Annotated in this window: 11 protein-coding genes; 9 read left to right on the plus strand and 2 right to left on the minus strand. The window is 37.6% G+C overall.

Annotated features, from left to right (window positions below; all coding sequences use genetic code 11):
- Positions 1 to 2: 2 nt before the first annotated feature.
- From LNQ34_RS18400 to LNQ34_RS18440, 9 genes are all read left to right on the plus strand, one after another.
- On the plus strand, positions 3 to 4,448 hold the full coding sequence (locus tag LNQ34_RS18400) for a DUF5977 domain-containing protein (RefSeq protein WP_230000780.1): 4,446 nt from the start codon (positions 3 to 5) through the stop codon (positions 4,446 to 4,448).
- A gap of 17 nt (positions 4,449 to 4,465) precedes the next feature.
- Complete coding sequence (locus tag LNQ34_RS18405) at positions 4,466 to 8,188, plus strand: DUF6443 domain-containing protein (RefSeq protein ID WP_230000781.1); 3,723 nt, start codon at positions 4,466 to 4,468, stop codon at positions 8,186 to 8,188.
- Positions 8,189 to 8,200: 12 nt separating this feature from the next.
- Positions 8,201 to 8,686: a hypothetical protein gene (locus LNQ34_RS18410; RefSeq protein WP_230000782.1), complete on the plus strand. Its 486-nt coding sequence runs from the start codon at positions 8,201 to 8,203 to the stop codon at positions 8,684 to 8,686.
- Between the two features lie 411 nt (positions 8,687 to 9,097).
- Entirely contained in the window at positions 9,098 to 10,225 is a 1,128-nt protein-coding gene (locus LNQ34_RS18415) for an RHS repeat domain-containing protein (protein ID WP_230000783.1), read from the plus strand.
- The gene (locus LNQ34_RS18420) at positions 10,203 to 10,643 is read left to right on the plus strand and encodes a hypothetical protein (protein WP_230000784.1); all 441 of its coding nucleotides are present in this window, start codon (positions 10,203 to 10,205) and stop codon (positions 10,641 to 10,643) included. The genes LNQ34_RS18415 and LNQ34_RS18420 overlap by 23 nt, the downstream gene beginning before the upstream one ends.
- An 8-nt stretch (positions 10,644 to 10,651) precedes the next feature.
- Positions 10,652 to 11,065 carry a hypothetical protein gene (locus tag LNQ34_RS18425; RefSeq protein WP_230000785.1) on the plus strand — a complete coding sequence of 138 codons (414 nt, stop codon included), beginning with the start codon at positions 10,652 to 10,654 and terminating at the stop codon, positions 11,063 to 11,065.
- 387 nt (positions 11,066 to 11,452) lie between these two features.
- Positions 11,453 to 12,019 carry a helix-turn-helix domain-containing protein gene (locus LNQ34_RS18430; protein ID WP_230000786.1) on the plus strand — a complete coding sequence of 189 codons (567 nt, stop codon included), beginning with the start codon at positions 11,453 to 11,455 and terminating at the stop codon, positions 12,017 to 12,019.
- Between the two features lie 84 nt (positions 12,020 to 12,103).
- Complete coding sequence (locus tag LNQ34_RS18435; RefSeq protein WP_230000787.1) at positions 12,104 to 14,524, plus strand: heavy metal translocating P-type ATPase; 2,421 nt, start codon at positions 12,104 to 12,106, stop codon at positions 14,522 to 14,524.
- A gap of 1,428 nt (positions 14,525 to 15,952) precedes the next feature.
- Entirely contained in the window at positions 15,953 to 16,174 is a 222-nt protein-coding gene (locus tag LNQ34_RS18440; protein ID WP_230000788.1) for a heavy-metal-associated domain-containing protein, read from the plus strand.
- Positions 16,175 to 16,585: 411 nt separating this feature from the next.
- Here the strand turns inward: LNQ34_RS18440 and LNQ34_RS18445 are convergent, their stop codons facing one another.
- Both LNQ34_RS18445 and LNQ34_RS18450 read right to left on the minus strand, forming a co-directional pair.
- Entirely contained in the window at positions 16,586 to 17,020 is a 435-nt protein-coding gene (locus LNQ34_RS18445) for a hypothetical protein (RefSeq protein ID WP_230000789.1), read from the minus strand.
- Between the two features lie 4 nt (positions 17,021 to 17,024).
- Positions 17,025 to 18,113 (minus strand): efflux RND transporter periplasmic adaptor subunit, encoded by a 1,089-nt coding sequence (locus LNQ34_RS18450; RefSeq protein ID WP_230000790.1) that lies wholly within the window; start codon positions 18,111 to 18,113, stop codon positions 17,025 to 17,027.

Raw genomic sequence — 18,113 nt, forward strand, 5'->3', positions numbered from 1 at the left:
ATATGAAATCAAATATATATCAATTGCTGTTCCTCGTTTTGTTTTTGAATACTCAAAATGCGAAATCTCAAACGGACGATGGAGCAAAAAAATCTTATATTCCAAATATTAGTATAGCAACGCCACAAGTGGCTGCTATGAGTAAAGTAAACGAAATACCTGTAGATATTGCCACAGGAAGAATCAATTATACCATTCCGATATTCGAAATTAAGGAAGGCGAATTTACCATGCCTATTAACCTATCCTATAATTATTCCGGTCTTTTGGTAGATGAAACTCCCGGATATGCCGGAGTGGGCTGGACTTTTAACGTAGGTGGAGCTGTTATGCATACGATTAAAGGACTAAATGATGAAGGGCATGAACTCGACAGAAGCATGATGCACAACTATTTTAACAAGCTGCCTCCGTATCAGGATGAGAATGTACCAGCATCAAAAGCCAGAATTTTAGATCTGTATGAAAAAATAGCAGAAGGGAGAATAGATGGCAGACCCGACAAATATTCTATTAACATTGGAAATATTAGCTGTAATTTTTATTTAGATAAGAATGATAATCCTATCTTCATGAAAAATGAAAATTACAAACTGGTTAAAAATGGCTCTTCGGGATTTACATTAACTGACGACAGAGGCATAAATTATATTTTCGGTTTACCTCAAATGAACACAAATACCGGTTCAAGTATTGAGGGATATGGGTATAATTCTTCTTTTTTGATAATGGAGATCAACTTTCCGTATACCAGTAACAAAATTACATTCAATTACACAGCTCCAAACACACTGTATGATATTTATGACAGTTATACTTCCATTAATACAGTTTTAAATGGACATAGTAGTTGGTCTATAAGCAAAAGCAGGACAGAAACAAGTGCATCGGTCACCAAACTTTCTAAAATTACAACCGATAATTACACGATCGAATTGCAATATGAGAATAACCCTACTGAACTTGCAGTAGCTGTTGTCACTAAGTTAGAGATAAAAAACAAAGTCGGAATCGCAATTAAAACTTATGATTTTAACTATTCACAATGGTCCGGAAGAAGAAAGAATCTATTAGATGTAAAATACAATGGACAAGTTATAAATACCATGGAATATGATGAAAGTTTGGCTTATCCTAACTTTTCTGAATATGATTTGGTAAAAAAAGATTTATGGGGTTACTACAATTCCAATGGTTCACTTTCTCTGGGTAGTGGGCCGCATAATCCCTTAGATAATCCCGGAATCAAACCGAATTTCGCAAGTACCAAGATTGGAAGTCTTAAAAAAATCACCTATCAGACAAAGGGCTATTCATTAATTGAATACGAGCCCAATTCGGTTTTTATGATTGTGACCGATTATAATTTTCCATACCCTAATGACTCCAACTCCTCTAAATCTTTATCGGCAACAGCAACAAATATTGTAGAACCCGAACCTACTGAATTCGACGTAATTTCAGTTCCTGTAACATTAAATCTTTATAATGTACTGTCTAATGATACAGGAAAAAACGGTTGGGAAGACAGGATTTCTATAGTTAAACTATTTAAACAAGGAGAAGAATCGAATCCAATTTTTATAAGAAGCCAGACCTGGAGAAAGGATGGACGATGGGAACCTACACAAACCTCATTTGTCAATCAAACTACAGTTACAATAAACACGCCTGGCAAGTATTATTTAAGGGCGATATCAAGTGTGGGATCTACAGCGCATATAACCACCACCCTTCAGCAATCGGCACAGACCTTTAACCAAACTGTGGGAGGAATGCGGGTAAAAGAAGTAAAAAACTGTGATTTTAACGGAGCCTGTACCACGACTGCTTACAACTATTCGCAATCGGGTAAAAGTACCGGTATCATGCTGCAAAAACCACAATTTTACTCAGGATCCTTTTTTACAGACAGAAGAGGTTGTTTACCTGAAAATGATAATAGAAGTTCCTTTACTTATTACTACAGTTACAACAGTGTTTCTCCGCTGTCTAATTTTAGAGGAAGCCCCGTATTGTATAAAAAAGTAGAACAAATTGAGAGAAATCCTCTTGAAAACAATGGAAGAACCGTGTTTTTGTACTCAGGAGGAAGTGTTAATTTTCTGCATGATGATGGATATAATTTGGGTCAGTTGGACCAAAAAATGATTCAGTCAAAAACCGGAGATACGATCCAAAAACAAAAAAATACCTATTTAAATAATGTAAAACGCAACAATCGCAGGTTTATCCTGGGTTTAGAATGCAAACCTACCCGCATTACATTTGGTACTTATCCGTCTAATGTAACCAATGCATCCACGGCATGTTTACCAATACTACAAAGACCATTAAGTGATTTTGTAACCGAAACATTTACACATGAATCTAAAAATTATTTTTTGGAGAAAGAAGAGAACACAAGCTATCTGAATGGTAAAACAGTGATACAAAAGACAGTCAATTCCCATGATCCGGAAACAGGAAATCTTAAAAATCAGGTTACAACAAATTCTGAAGGGGAAAATTTAGAGACAAAATATTTTTATGTTACAGATCCTGAAATGACAAATGAGTCTTTTCGAAATGAATTGATTGCGAAGAACATGGTTAGCAAACCGATGAGTACACAAAGTTTTAATGGAGAAAAAATAGCAGAACAGAAAACAGCATATAGCAATGAGGCTTCAACCGCTAATTTGCTACTGCCAAAACATGTTTATGCAAACAAAGGGGCTCAGAACATAAGTATTCCCGATGATAAAAAAATTACCTACGACCAATACGATCAAAAGGGCAATATTTTACAATATACTGTTGAGGGAGGTTTACCAGTGGCTATAATTTGGGGGTACAATAAAACACAGCCTATTGCAAAAGTAGAAAACGCCAGTTACGATCAGATTGCCAGTTATGTTTTGAATCTGCAGAATCGATCTGATTTAGACGATGATAATTGTTTGACTGAGGATTGTAATGAGCAAATATTGAGAAGTAACCTGCAAACTTTAAGGACTTCTTTCCCTCAATTTATGATTACTACTTACACTTACAATCCACTGCTTGGTGTTACAAGTATAACAGATCCCAAAGGTATACCTTCTTATTATGAATATGATACTTTGGGAAGATTGAAATTTGTAAAGGATCAGGATCTAAATGTAGTTCAAAAATATTGCTACAATTTTAAAGGGCAGCAAACTGATTGCAGTGATAATACTTCAACCAGCGAGTACCTCTATAAAAGCGCAGCCAGAAGCGGGGTGTTTACCAAAAGGAATTGTGCTGCAGGAGGAACAGGTCAAAGTGTGACCTATAATCAGGCGAGAGGGGTGGTTACCTCGACCATTTCACAGGCAGATGCGGATGAAAATGGTCTCAGAAAGTTCAATATAGACGGACAGACTTATGCAGACAATAATACGGATGTTAAATGTATTTTTAAAAATACGATTCAAAGCCGATTAGTGACACGAAACAATTGTGCTACCGGAGGAATCCCGGATAGTGTTTGGTATACCGTTGCGGCCGGAATCTATAGGTCTGATGTTTCTCAGGCGGAAGCTGATGCACAGGCCCAGTGGGAAATTGACAACAATTGGGTGACTTTCGCCAATAATGATAATAATGCAAAATGTACCTTTAAGAATACGGTTCAAAGTCGATTAGTGGCACGAAATAACTGCGCTGCAGGTGGAATTCCAGATAGTGCTTGGTATACCGTTGCTGCCGGAATCTATAGTTCAAATAGTTCTCAGGCAGAGGCTGATGCACAGGCCCAGCGGGAAATTGATCGAAATTGGGAGGCATTTGCAAACAATGATAATAATGCAAAATGTACATTTTGGAATACGGCTCAAAGCCGATTAGTGACGCGAAACAATTGTGCAGCCGGAGGAATTCCAGATAGCATTTGGTATACCGTTGCTGCCGGAAAGTATAGTTCGAATAGTTCTCAGGCAGAAGCCAATGCATTGGCCCAACGAGAGATCGATAACAATTGGGAGGCTTATGCAAACAACAATAATAATGCAAAATGTACTTTTTGGAATATTGCACAAAGTCGATTGATCACCAGAGATAACTGTGGTGCTAGAGGTACTGGTGACAGTGTTTGGTATACTGTTCCTGCAGGAACATACGGTTCTTATAATTCCCAGGAGGAAGCTGATAGTCGGGCTGTATATCAAATAAATAGATATGGACAAGCTTATGCAAACGATAATAATAATGCAAAATGTACTTATTATAATTATGAGTTAAACCTTCAGTATACTAAAGATAATTGTTCAGGTCCGCTAGAAAGAGGCTCTACGGTTTACTACCATATACCAAATGGAAAACACAAATCTAATGTATCACAAGCCGATGCGGACTATAAGGCACTTATGGATGATGCAGCAAATGGACAAAACTATGCTAATGAAAATGGCTATTGTTTAGATCCCGGAGAGGAAGAACAATAAAAAAAGAACAAATTAGTATGATGAAATATTTAAATAACATTCAAATTAGGATGAAAGAATATATTCTTTTAATAATATTGCTATTTACAGGTTGGGGCATAAAAGCCCAGACCTTCAGCGATGACAACTTCATATACGCACTTACCCCTAAGAAACCGGTGCGGGCAGCAAACTTAAATTCGCTCACCAAAGACGAGATGAGTCAAAATGTGACCTATTTTGATGGACTGGGGCGTCCGATACAAACCATTGCCATTGGTCAGGGAGCAGCAGGACAAGATATTATAACCCCTATGGAATATGACGGCTTTGGCCGACAAGCCATAGAATACCTGCCCTATCCGGCTGCCAATGGAAGCAGCAGTTATCCCAGAATTGACTCCAATACAGCCATAGCTGCCGCAAAAGGCATTTATAGCGCTGCAAAATACGACAATACTGCGAACCCTTTCTCTCAGAAGGCATTTGAACCATCACCGTTGAATCGCGTTGTTAAACAAGCTGCTCCGGGAGCTTCGTGGGAAATGGGCAAAGGCCATGAAATTAAAATCGATTATCAGGCTAATACCGCTGCTGATACCGTAAAACTGTATAAAGCCAATACCACTTGGGACGCAGATTTAGGGTTGTACGACATTAGTTTTTCAGATGCAGGAATTTATGCCGAAGGGAGGCTTTACAAAACGATTACGTACGACGAGAATACAACTGCAAACCCAAGCGAGTCATCAGGCTCCACAGTAGAATTTAAAAATACCGAAGGGCAAGTTATTCTCAAAAGAACCTACAATTCAGGCAACCGACACGATACCTACTACGTTTACGATATTTATGGGAACCTGACTTATGTATTGCCGCCAAAAGTATTGGGGACAGTCAGTGACGAGATTTTAAACGGTTTGTGTTACCAATACAAATACGACTACCGCAATCGTCTGGTCGTGAAAAAACTGCCCGGAAAACAATGGGAGTTTATCGTGTACGACAAACTTGATCGTCCCGTAGCCACAGGGCCCGCTTTTTCGCCTTTTAAAGACGAAACTGCCGAAGGCTGGCTCATTACCAAATACGATGCTTTTGGCAGACCTGTTTATACGGGTTGGAGCAGTCAGCCTTCCAATGCGGTGACCAGAAAAGCAATGCAGGACACCCAAAATACAACCAATGTTATATTTGAAACGAAAAAGACCTCAGGAACCATAGATGCTATTTCGGTATATTACAGTAATGACATTGCTCCGACCAATTTTAAGCTTTTAACGGTTACTTATTACGATAATTATGCTTTTCCCAACGCAGAAAGCCGGCCTACTACAATTGAAGGACAGACTGTTTTGGACAATTCCAAAGGTTTGGTAACCGGAAGCTGGGTAAGAGCTCTGACTACTGCCTCAGCGGCATTGGGAGAAACCACTACGACTTTTTACGATACCAGATCCCGTGCGGTAAGAACCCGGACTCAAAATCACTTGGGAGGTTATACCAATACCAACAGCAGTTTAGATTTTACCGGAAAGTCGCTCTATACCATTACCAAACACAAACGTACTTCCGGAGACACAGAACTCACCATAAGAGAAGAATTCAACTATTCGCCACAAGATCGTTTATTAACCCATACCCATCAAATCAACGGAGGAACTGTTGAAGTTTTGGCAAACAATACTTATGATGACCTGGGACAATTGAGCGTTAAAAATGTGGGGAACAGCGCAGGAACTCCGTTACAGAAAGTACACTACAGTTACAACATCAGAGGCTGGCTTACCGGAATCAACAATGTCGAAGAACTACAGCAGGACACTGATCCGAAAGATCTGTTTGCTTTTAAAATTAATTATGACAAACAGCCGGGCAACACACAGGTTCAGGCCTTGTACAATGGAAATATCTCAGAGACCACCTGGACAACAGATACGGATCTTAGCAAGCGTTCTTATGGGTATCAGTACGACAAGCTGAACCGTCTGACCAGTGCCATTTACAGTAAACCCAATGAAGCTATACCGGTTTCAGGAGCGTATAACGAAAGTTTGAGTTACGACAAAAACGGAAATATCAAATCTTTGCAGCGTTATGGAGACAGTGATGCACCTTCTATAGTTTTTCAAACCGATGATTTAACTTACGGTTATTTAGATCAAAACTCGAACCAGCTCACTAAAGTAACCGACGGCCCCGCCGGAAATGACAACAAAGGTTTTAAAGACGGCAATAAAACGGGGGATGATTTCACGTATGATGTCAATGGGAATATGATTGCAGACAAAAACAAAAACATCACCGAAATACAATACAATCATCTGAATTTACCTAAGAAAATTACATTTGGAACAAATGGCACGATTGAGTATATTTACAACGCAGCGGGGCAAAAACTGAAGAAAATTGTAAAAGAGGCCAGCGGTACAACTCATACTGATTATCTGGGAGGATTTCAGTACAGGTATAGCGAAGATCAAAGTATTCCGGTTGATCCGGGCGGTGGAGATCCAGAACCTCCTGCACCGGATGATCCGGGAAATCCGAAAGACCCAATCGATGGGTTCGACCCGGTTCCTAAAGATCCACCGGCAGAAGCGAATCGTTTTAGTGCCTTTGCAGCGCAGTCGGCAAGTCAGGCTGCTCCGTCGCGACCAACGTTGGAGTTTTTCCCTACGGCAGAGGGGTATTATGATTACATAGGTAAAAAATATGTGTACCAATACAAAGATCATTTGGGTAACATACGATTGAGTTATGCTAAAAATCCCGCAACCCAAGTTCTTACCATTATTGATGAGAATAATTATTATCCTTTTGGATTGAAACACAAGGGGTATAATGATTATGTACCTACAAGTCATAAGTTCAAGTATAATTCGAAAGAATTCCAAGACGAGCTGGGGCTTGAGGTTTACGACATGGAGGCTAGAAATTACATGCCTGATATTGGGCGCTGGGGTAATATTGATGCACTAGCGGAAAGTTTTTTTGAATTTTCACCATATAGTTTTTCAAATAATAATCCGATATATTTTTCTGACCCAACTGGACTCTCACCTGAAGCATCAACTTTTCTATCTGCAACATTCATCAATGGAGCTGGAAAAGTGGTTGAGCATAGAAATGACGGCGATGATAATGTTTATTTAGTTGATGACGATTGGGAAAAAGGAGGCTCGAAAAAGGGATTACCAGTAGTAGGAAAAGAAAAGCCAGGGATGGTTTATACTCCTGGACTGACTTATCAATTTGATGAAAATCTAGAATTAACAACTCCAGATTTTGGTAGCTTCCGTAAAGCAAATGGTTCTGCGACGCCTGTAGGTGGTGCGTTCGACATTTTTGGATTTTGGGATGCATTCTATACAGAGTTATTCTCAGAAATAGGTGGTGATTCGCCAACAACTGCTTTAGCTTTTGCTGTGGTTACAAAGGGAAAAGCAAAACCGTCTACCTCTATAAGAGCATTAACTGGTTTGCTAAAAGCTGGAAAGTTGCATAAACATCATGTGCTTTCTCAACAGTTTAGAAAATGGTTTGCTAGTAGAGGAATTAAAAATATTGATGATTACACTATTCAAATCAGTGCAAAAAATCATCTAAAATCTTTGCATGGACAGGGAAAATGGAATCAGCAGTGGGCTGATTTTATCAAAGCGAATCCAAGTGCTTCACCTTCTCAAATATTTTATCAGGCTGAATCAATGCTCGCAAAACATGGATTAGAACATTCTCGTTATGTTCCTTATAAATAAAAATATTAAAAAATGAAAAATATATCTAAAAATAATGAACCTTTAGAATTGAGTATAGGCAAGAAATATTACATTATTGATGCACTTTACGTTACTAATATTAAAAATGAATTTCTGAAAGCTAATATTTTACCCAAAGATATTAGAAATGAAGTTTTTCCGTTTACCGATACACCATTTGCTTTGTATAAAGCAAATAATAACATTTTTTTTATTAACCAAATAAAGAAAGTAGATTACGATGAAGTTGTTTTAGAAGATTTGTCATTTTTTTCAACTGATACAGGTTTGATATTATTCCTTAATGAAGATTTATTAGTTGATTTTTTGAAAGAATTCAATTATGATGATTTAGTTAATTCAGACAATGAATTAATAAATGAAAAATATTGGGAAGAATTAGTTTCAAATTTTGAATCGACAGATTTTGGATTGGTATTAGCAGATATTGATTCGGAAAATGACTTTGATGGTAGCGGAACTTATAAGGTTTTTTGATAATAAATTTTTTCTAATAAACAAAGCCATTCCATAGCGGAGTGGCTTTTTTATTTACATTGTCTAGTCCTGAAATAGCGGTACACAAAAATTACCTTTGCAAGCCCTCGATCAATTGAGTACATTTACAACGCAGCGGGTCAAAAACTGAAGAAAATTGTAAAAGAGACCAGCGGTACAACTCATACTGATTATCTGGGAGGATTTCAGTACGGGTATAGCGAGGACCAAAGTATTCCGGTTGATCCGGGCGGTGGAGATCCAGAACCTCCTGCACCGGATGATCCGGGAAATCCGAAAGACCCAATCGATGGGTTCGACCCGGTTCCTAAAGATCCACCGGCAGAAGCGAATCGTTTTAGTGCCTTTGCAGCGCAGTCGGCAAGTCAGGCTGCTCCGTCGCGACCAACGTTGGAGTTTTTCCCTACGGCAGAGGGGTATTATGATTACATAGGTAAAAAATATGTGTACCAATACAAAGATCATTTGGGTAACATACGATTGAGTTATGCTAAAAATCCCGCAACCCAAGTTCTTACCATTATTGATGAGAATAATTATTATCCTTTTGGATTGAAACACAAGGGGTATAATGATTATGTACCTACAAGTAATAAGTATAAATTTAATGGAAAAGAGCTGCAAGACGAGCTGGGGCTTGGGATGACAGCGATGGACTTCCGTCAATATGATAATACTTTAGGTAGATTTAATTCTATTGACGTTTTAGCAGAGCTATTTTCTGATGGAAGCCCTTATATGTTCTCCTTTAATAATCCTGTTGCATTTGCAGACCCTACTGGTTTGTGTCCTCAATGTCCAGATCCTAGCATGGCTAAGAATGGTCAAAAGTATGTTTCAACAGGGGGAATGACGTATACATTCAATGATGGGCAATGGACGGGAGAAGGAGGTGAATTAAAAGAGGTAGTAGTAACTCGTGATAAGCGTGAAAAGAAAGAAACATCAGATTCGGAGGGACAAGAAGGTAAACATCCTGATGCAGGATCAGGAGTTGGTCAACCAGGGGCATTAGAGAGTATGATTCCAGTATGGGGATCTGGAAGAGCGGCAATAGATCATTTTCAAAATGGTAATTATTGGCAAGGTACTTTTTATACAGCAATGGCTATATCTGATGTTTTTTTAGTAAAATCTATTGCAACAGGAATTGCTAAAGGAGGTCTAAAAGCTTTTGGCAAAAGTTATTCTTCTTGGAGCTCATATCGAAGATTTTATGGTAAAGAAGGTTTTGCAGAAACAGGGCAACATTTGCATCATTGGGCTTTAAGAAGAAATGGTCAAAAAGTAGGTTCTGGTTTAGGATGGAAATTGAAAAACCAAATGTGGAATCTAATGCCAATGAGAAGTCCAGCTTTCCATACAGCAGTACATGGAAATGGTATAAATGCGTTCAACACATTAGAACGAGCTTACTATGGTAGTCCAATTTGGTTTCAAACAGGAATAATATCAACCATTGGACATTCATTAGAGTTAAGATATATATATACAGATGAAGAAAGTGAAACAGAATAATTTTAAATACCCAATAGTTGCCTTTTCAAAATCAGCTATTCATTTAGCGAGAAATTCCGATGAAATTCTTGTATGCACTAAAACCGCATTAAAAAACAATTTTTATAAAAACATGAAGATTGTTGACAGTGCGGGAATTTTGTACAAAGTTAATAATGCAATTAAACTAAAAGGGCATGGCTTTTTATGGGGCTATAATATATTTTTAAATCAAAAAGTTGATGTTGAATTAGTTTTTACTGAAGATCCAATTTTAATAAACATTGAAGATTTAAAAAAAATGTTGCTGAGTTCACTTAAGGGAGAATTTTGGAGATCAGGAGACAATCATAGTAAAATAATTAAAGAGGTAGAGAATACTACTAATTTTCATCATATTATTAAATATTTGGAGATTATATATTATAATTTAGAGTAGGTTGTAAAATGCATATAAAATTTCCAATACTTGGCTTAGTTGATAATGATAATTTTTTGTACTTTTTTGACAAAGAAGAAAGATTGAAAAAAACTAGTGAAGATATATTTAAGAAAGGGGTACTACCAGGAGAAAAGTATATCGACTCCAATGGCTTTATATTTAAAGTGATAAATATAAAAAAAATTGGTTATGCCCCTTTCTTTGGCTTTAGTCTAGTTTTGAAAGGACGACAAATAAAAATAGAAATGGAATTTGATCCCAATGTTGAGAAAATGGAATTAAGTACTTTAAAACAAATCGCTCTTGAAAAAGTAGAAAAAACAAAACAATTTTGGAAAGAAGCTTGGAGCATTAAAGATTTAAAAAATGCAATAAAAAATGCACAATCATTTGAAGAATTGATAATTCTTTTCAAATAAAATTATTTCGAATATTATGTAAAAAAGTAATGAGTTATTATCCAAAGAAATAAAAAATGAAGAAACTAATTCAAATAGTATTTATTTTAATATTTATAAATGTATATGCTCAAGCAAATAGGGTAATGTTACAGATTAGGTGTTTTTGCAAAATTACGATGCAACGAACTGAAAGAGAATATAAAATTTTAATTCTTGAATAGAAAGAGAGGTGACCTATTGGTCGCCTCTTTCGTTTTTTGTCTTTTAATAAGGCTTAAAATGCTTTTAGCTTAGCTTAAGCAAAAATCAACCGTCTGATTCTCTCTGTATAACTTTTTGATACAGGTTTAATAAAAATTTAGTGGTAATTTTGTAAGTACATATAAAATCAGATCAAATAGGGATATGAGTACATTATTCGTTAAAAACATGGTTTGCAACCGCTGTATTATGGTGGTTCAGAACGAACTTGAAAAACTTGGACTAGAATTTACCCACATAAAGCTTGGAGAGGTTACTCTGGCAAAAGAACTGACTGCCACAGAACGAACTTTACTGGAGCAGGAACTGGTTGCTCTTGGATTTGAAGTGATCGACGATAAAAAAAGCAGAATCATAGAAAAGATTAAAAACATCATTATTGATTTGGTACACCATCAGGATAATGATACCAAGAATAACTTGTCGGATATCCTGAGCGAAAAGATCAATCATGACTATAATTATCTTTCCAATTTGTTTTCTGAAGTAGAAGGAACTACCATAGAAAAGTATTTTATTGCGCAAAAAATTGAAAAAATAAAAGAACTTCTGGTGTACGATGAGTTATCGCTTAGTGAGATCGCTTTACGTCTGAACTATTCAAGTGTGGCTTATCTGAGCAATCAGTTTAAAAAAGTAACCGGCCTGACTCCAAGTTATTTCAAGCAAATTCGGGCAGAGAAAAGAAAACCTCTGGATGAGGTGAAGTAAATATTACAAATCAAATCCATAATTCCACAATACAATTCAGCGCTATTCTTGCCAACTTTGCAGGTATAAAAGAACAACTGAATTATGGCAACAACTGATAATAATAAAGAGACAATTTACATTCCGTTAGAAGATGTAAACAGCGAGCACTGTGCATTAATCGTAGAGAAAGGATTGGCAGAGGTTAAAGGAATTGAAACTCACAAGGTGGAAGTTAACAACCGCAGAGCCGCTATAACGGTTAAAGGCAATGAAACAGTTGGTAACGCTGTGAAGGCTATTAAAGACCTTGGGTATGGTGTACCAACCGTAAAAAATACGTTCCCGGTTCTGGGAATGACCTGTGCCTCTTGTGCCAGCAGTGCAGAAAGTATAGTAACTTATGAATTGGGAGTAGTGGATGCTTCGGTAAACTTTGCAACAGGAAATCTTACTGTTGAATATCTTCCCAACCTTACAGATGCTTCTAAATTGCAAAAAGCAGTTCAGGGTGTTGGTTACGACTTGCTTATTTTAGAGGAAGCGAAACAACAAGAGTCTTTAGAGACTATTCATGCAGAAAATTTCAAAAAATTAAAAAACAAAACCATCTGGGCGGTGTTATTGTCATTGCCTGTAGTGGTGATAGGGATGTTCTTCATGAATATTCCTTATGCCAATGAGATCATGTGGCTTTTTTCAACACCTGTAATTCTTTGGCTGGGGAAAGACTTCTTTGTAAATGCATGGAAGCAGGCCAAACACCGCTCGGCCAATATGGATACGCTGGTAGCTCTGAGTACAGGAATTGCTTACCTGTTTAGTGTTTTTAATATGTTATTCATAGATTTCTGGCACCAACGCGGATTGCACGCGCACGTTTACTTTGAAGCGGCGGCAGTTGTGATTGCGTTTATTCTGCTAGGTAAATTATTAGAAGAAAAAGCAAAAGGAAATACGTCATCGGCTATTAAAAAACTAATGGGACTACAGCCTAAAACCGTGATCGTTATTCAACCCGACGGGACAGAAAAACAAGTAGCTATTGAAGAAGTAAATGCAGGAGATGTTATTTTGGTAAAGCCGGGTGAAAAAATTGCGGTAGACGGTATGGTGATTTCGGGTCATTCTTATGTAGACGAAAGCATGTTAAGCGGTGAACCGGTTCCGGTACTGAAAAAAGAAAATGAAAAAGTGTTTGCCGGAACGATTAATCAAAAAGGAAGTTTTCAATTTAAAGCCGTTAAAGTAGGCAAAGAAACCATGTTGGCCCAGATTATCAAAATGGTGCAGGATGCTCAGGGAAGTAAAGCCCCGGTGCAGAAATTGGTCGATAAAATTGCAGGTATATTTGTTCCGATTGTAATGGGTATTGCACTTCTTACTTTTATGGCCTGGATGCTTTTGGGTGGAGACAATGCCGTAGTGCAAGGACTGATGGCAGCGGTTACTGTATTGGTTATTGCCTGTCCTTGTGCTTTGGGTCTGGCCACACCAACTGCGATTATGGTAGGTGTAGGTAAAGGTGCCGAAAATGGAATATTAATCAAAGATGCCGAGAGTTTAGAATTGGCCAGAAAAGTAACGGCTATTGTACTCGATAAAACGGGAACCATTACCGAAGGTAGACCACAAGTGACCGGGATAAAGTGGCTAAAAGACGTGGATAGGACCAAAGATATTCTGCTAAGTATTGAAAAACAATCAGAACATCCGTTAGCCGAAGCAGTGGTGAAAAGTCTGGAAGGAGTGTCAGGTGTGGTTTTATCCAATTTTGACAGTATTACCGGTAAAGGTGCGAAAGCGGTTTATGCCGATGAAACATATTATGTGGGGAACAAAAAACTGCTGGCAGAAAATAGTATTGTCATCGCAGAATCACTATTGATTCAGGCAGAAGAATGGGGGAAGGAGTCCAAGACGGTGATTTGGTTTACCAATAGCAAACAGGCACTTTCGGTTATTGCGATATCCGACAAAATCAAAGAAACCTCTGTTAAGGCGATCAAAGAATTGCAGGAGATGAATATTGAATTGTATATGCTCACAGGAGATAACGAAGCGACTGCAAAAGCGATTGCCGCACAAACGGGAATCAAACATTATAAAGCAGAAGTTCTGCCACAGCACAAAGCCGATTTTATAAAAGAATTACAACAGCAAGGTAAAACAGTAGCAATGGTAGGTGATGGTATCAACGACAGTACAGCTCTGGCAACTGCAGATGTCAGTATCGCGATGGGCAAAGGAAGCGATATTGCAATGGATGTAGCAAAAATGACGATTATCTCCTCTGATCTGACCAAAATACCTCAGGCGATTCGTCTGTCTAAACAAACGGTTGCGACAATCAAACAGAACTTGTTTTGGGCGTTTATTTACAATCTTATCGGTATTCCGCTTGCAGCAGGGGTACTTTATCCGATAAATGGATTTTTACTAAACCCAATGATTGCAGGTGCTGCCATGGCTTTGAGTAGCGTGAGTGTAGTGAGTAACAGCTTGCGTCTGAAATGGAAAAAATAAACTCTTGATGCGTTTGTCAAACGGCGGTTCCAAAATTTTTGGGCCGCCGTTTTTATTTGTAGACCATCTGACTGAAATCATTTTAATTCCCGGAACTATCGTACTTGTATACCTGGAAAGGGCGTTAGACTAATGAATTCAGGTTTTTGGTTAATTACTATGGCGTTCCCCTCCGGGTCGGGCTGTCCGCTAAATCTTTTGCGATAGACATTTTTTGTCTGATATAAAAATAACAGGAATCGCAAAAGGATACCGCTTTCATCCCTAACGCAGTCTGCGATAGAAGGAATATTTAAGGAAAAGAAACCTTCTGATCTAATAATTTATAAGAGTATCGCTCTGAAAGAGCAAAAACATCAGCATGGTGCTTTCATCCCTAACGCAGGCTGCGATAGAAGGAATATTTAAGGAAAAGAAACCCTCTTATCTATAATTTATAGAGTAATATGAAGAGTATTACTCTGAACGAGGAAAAGCATCAGCATGGTGCTTTCATCCTTAACGCAGTCTGCGATAGAAGGAATATTTAAAGAAAAGAAACCTTCTTATCTATAATTTATTAGAGTATTATGAAGAGTATTGCCCTGAAAGAGCAAAAACATCAGCATGGTGCTTTCATCCTTAACGCAGTCTGCGACAGAAGGAATATTTAAGGAAAAGAACCTTTCTTATCTAATAATTTATAGAGTATTATGAAGTGTATTACTCTGAAAAAGCAAAAACATCAGCATGGTGCTTTCATCCTTAACGCAGTCTGCGATAGAGGGAATATTTAAGGAAAGGAACCCCTTTTGTCTATAATTTATAGAGTATTATGAAGAGTATCGCTCTGAAAGAGCAAAAGCATCAGCATGGTGCTTTCATCCTTAACGCAGTCTGCGATAGAGAGAATATTTAAGGAAAAGAAACCTTCTTATCTAATAATTTATAGAGTATTATGGAGAGTATTGCCCTGAAAGAGCAAAAACATCAGCATGGTGCTTTCATCCTTAACGCAGTCTGCGATAGAGGGAATATTTAAGGAAAGGAACCTCTCTTATCTATAATTTATAGAGTATTATGAAGAGTATCGCTCTGAAAGAGCAAAAGCATCAGCATGGTGCGAAGCACTATGTCTTAAATTAAAGTAAATATCGCCCTGAAAGGGCAATAGCAATTTCCACGCCTGTAAATAAAATAATCCGTTCTGATCTGCGTTTTCGCCTGGCGAATCGGTTTAATCCGTGTGCTGTTTTTATCCAATTTACTAAACCTGTGCTTTGTTTTTTAATACCTGCCAACTAGCAACTTGAATGAATTAATGGATGAAGTAAAACAAGACACTGCAATCAGTAAATTTCATAAATCTAACACAGAATAGTGTATAACGATTACGGTTTAATTGACGGAAATTTGTAGTATAAAATAACAATTAAAAACAGCAATATAATGGAAAAGCAAGATTTTCAATTTAAAACCAACCTGAACTGCGGCGGATGTGTTTCTAAAGTACAAGCAGACCTGGACAATGCAGCAGGAATAGGGGAATGGAATGTAGACACTACTAATGCAGATAAAATACTTACGGTTCAATCTAATGGTGCTACTGCCGAAGAGATCATTGCCATTGTTAAAGCAAAAGGTTTTAAAGCAGAACCTTTAGAAATTTAATCCTTTAAGACTACTGTTGGATTACAGATTTTAAACAAAAGTTAATGCTTATCGTTACCGAATTGAAAGTAAGCCCGATGTTTTATCGGGCTTATTTTTTTTAAAGTAATACTTCAAGTAAAAGGTAGTAATGATTATCGTGTAGATGGCTGATTACTAATGAAAACGCGATAATTTTAATTAAATTAATTATTAAAATAATGCATTATAATAATTTGTATTTTATTGATTTATATTTTATAATTAATTCATTTTATACGGATCTGTAAGTTTCAGTTTAAAAAGATAAAGTTTAATCTTTAACAGAATTAGATAAGTGAATTTTAGCTTAAAAAAGTTAGGGCTGTCCGGTGATAATTCGGACAGCCCTTTTGGTATACTTACTCGAAAAGTGAATCTGTTTTTCAGGTTTTATTTTTTCAATTCTTTGTTGGCTTGAATGAAATTCTGATAATTCTCTTCCGATTCAAAGTAAGCTACATTTCCCTGTTTGTTCAGCGAAACGATGTAAGCCGAAGCTTTGTCAACTTTTACTCCGGTATGTGGATCCGTTGCCTGACGAACGTTTTCATCGTTTGGGATACGTTCTACACACATATTGCAGCAGCCGTAATACATTTTTCCGCCAAACGGAACTTCAATTTGTTTTTTACCCATATGCAGATCATTTACCATACAAACTTCATCATTGGGTACAGGAGTTCCTTCTGAAACAGCAGTACTGTCTTTCACAGTTAATTTCTGTTGGTCTGAAACCTGATTCTGCGGTTTGTTTTCCTGATCTTTACACGAGATCAATACTACTGCCATTGCGGCAATAAGGAAATAGCGGCCAAGTATTTTCATTGTTTTATTTTTTAATTTTTGTTCCTTCTGTTATTTCTTCGGTGGCTTTCATTAAAATGTTGTCGCCTTCATTTAGCGTACCAAACACTTCAATCTGATCCATCAGCGCACGTCCTTTCGCAACGGGAATGTTTTTGGTTTTTCCTCCAATTACCTGAATAACGTACATTCCTATATTACTTTCTACCAAAGCTGTTTTGGGTACAAAAAATGTCGCTTCACTGGCTTGTAACGAAAGCATCGCTTCTACCACCATCAAAGGCTTCAGTTCGGGATGTATTTTTAGAATATCAGCTTCTATGCGTTCTGAACGTAATTTAAAATCTAAGACACCTGATTTACGCGAAATTTTAGCCCTATACTTTTTCTGCGGAAGCGAGGTGACCTTAAAATGTATCGAATCGCTCAAGTTCAAATAAGGAGTATTGGCCTCTGGAATAGAAAGTGACACACGCAGTTTTTTATTGTCCTGAAGCACTAGTAACGGTTTGTCGGAACCTTTACCCATTGGACCTACATAAGAACCGGGATCTACATTTTTTTCAGCAACAATTCCGTTAAAAGGTGCCCGGATGATCAGATAATCATTCATGGCTTGTATTTCCTGATAGGCAGATTTTGCAGCCTCTAATTGTGACTGGTCGGATAGTTTTCTGGCGGTAATCTGGTCTAAGGCATCTTTCGCAATAGCGCCTTTGGTTTCATTGGCTTTAAACATTCGGTCATAATTCGATTTGGTAGCAATGTATATGGCTTCCTGTGCTTTCCATTTGGATTTTGCTGCCGCCAGCTGTGCCTGAATTTCAGGTGCTTCTAAAACCATGATGATTTGTCCGGCAGTTACCGGAGAACCAATGTCGACATGCAGTTTTTTTACGTAGCTGTTTACTTTGGCATAGATGGCCGTTTCTTTGTCCGAAACCAATTCTCCGGCAAGTTTCAGAGGAACCTGGGGATTGCTCTTTTTCAGAGAAACCGTTTCAAAATTCTGCATCATCATCATGGGCATGGCTGCCGGTTTCTCTTCTTTTTTGTTTTCTGAATTACAAGATGCAACTGCAATTCCGATAAGGATATAATAGATTAATTTCAT

It is taken from the genome of Flavobacterium lipolyticum (assembly GCF_020905335.1).
Lineage (GTDB): Bacteria > Bacteroidota > Bacteroidia > Flavobacteriales > Flavobacteriaceae > Flavobacterium > Flavobacterium lipolyticum.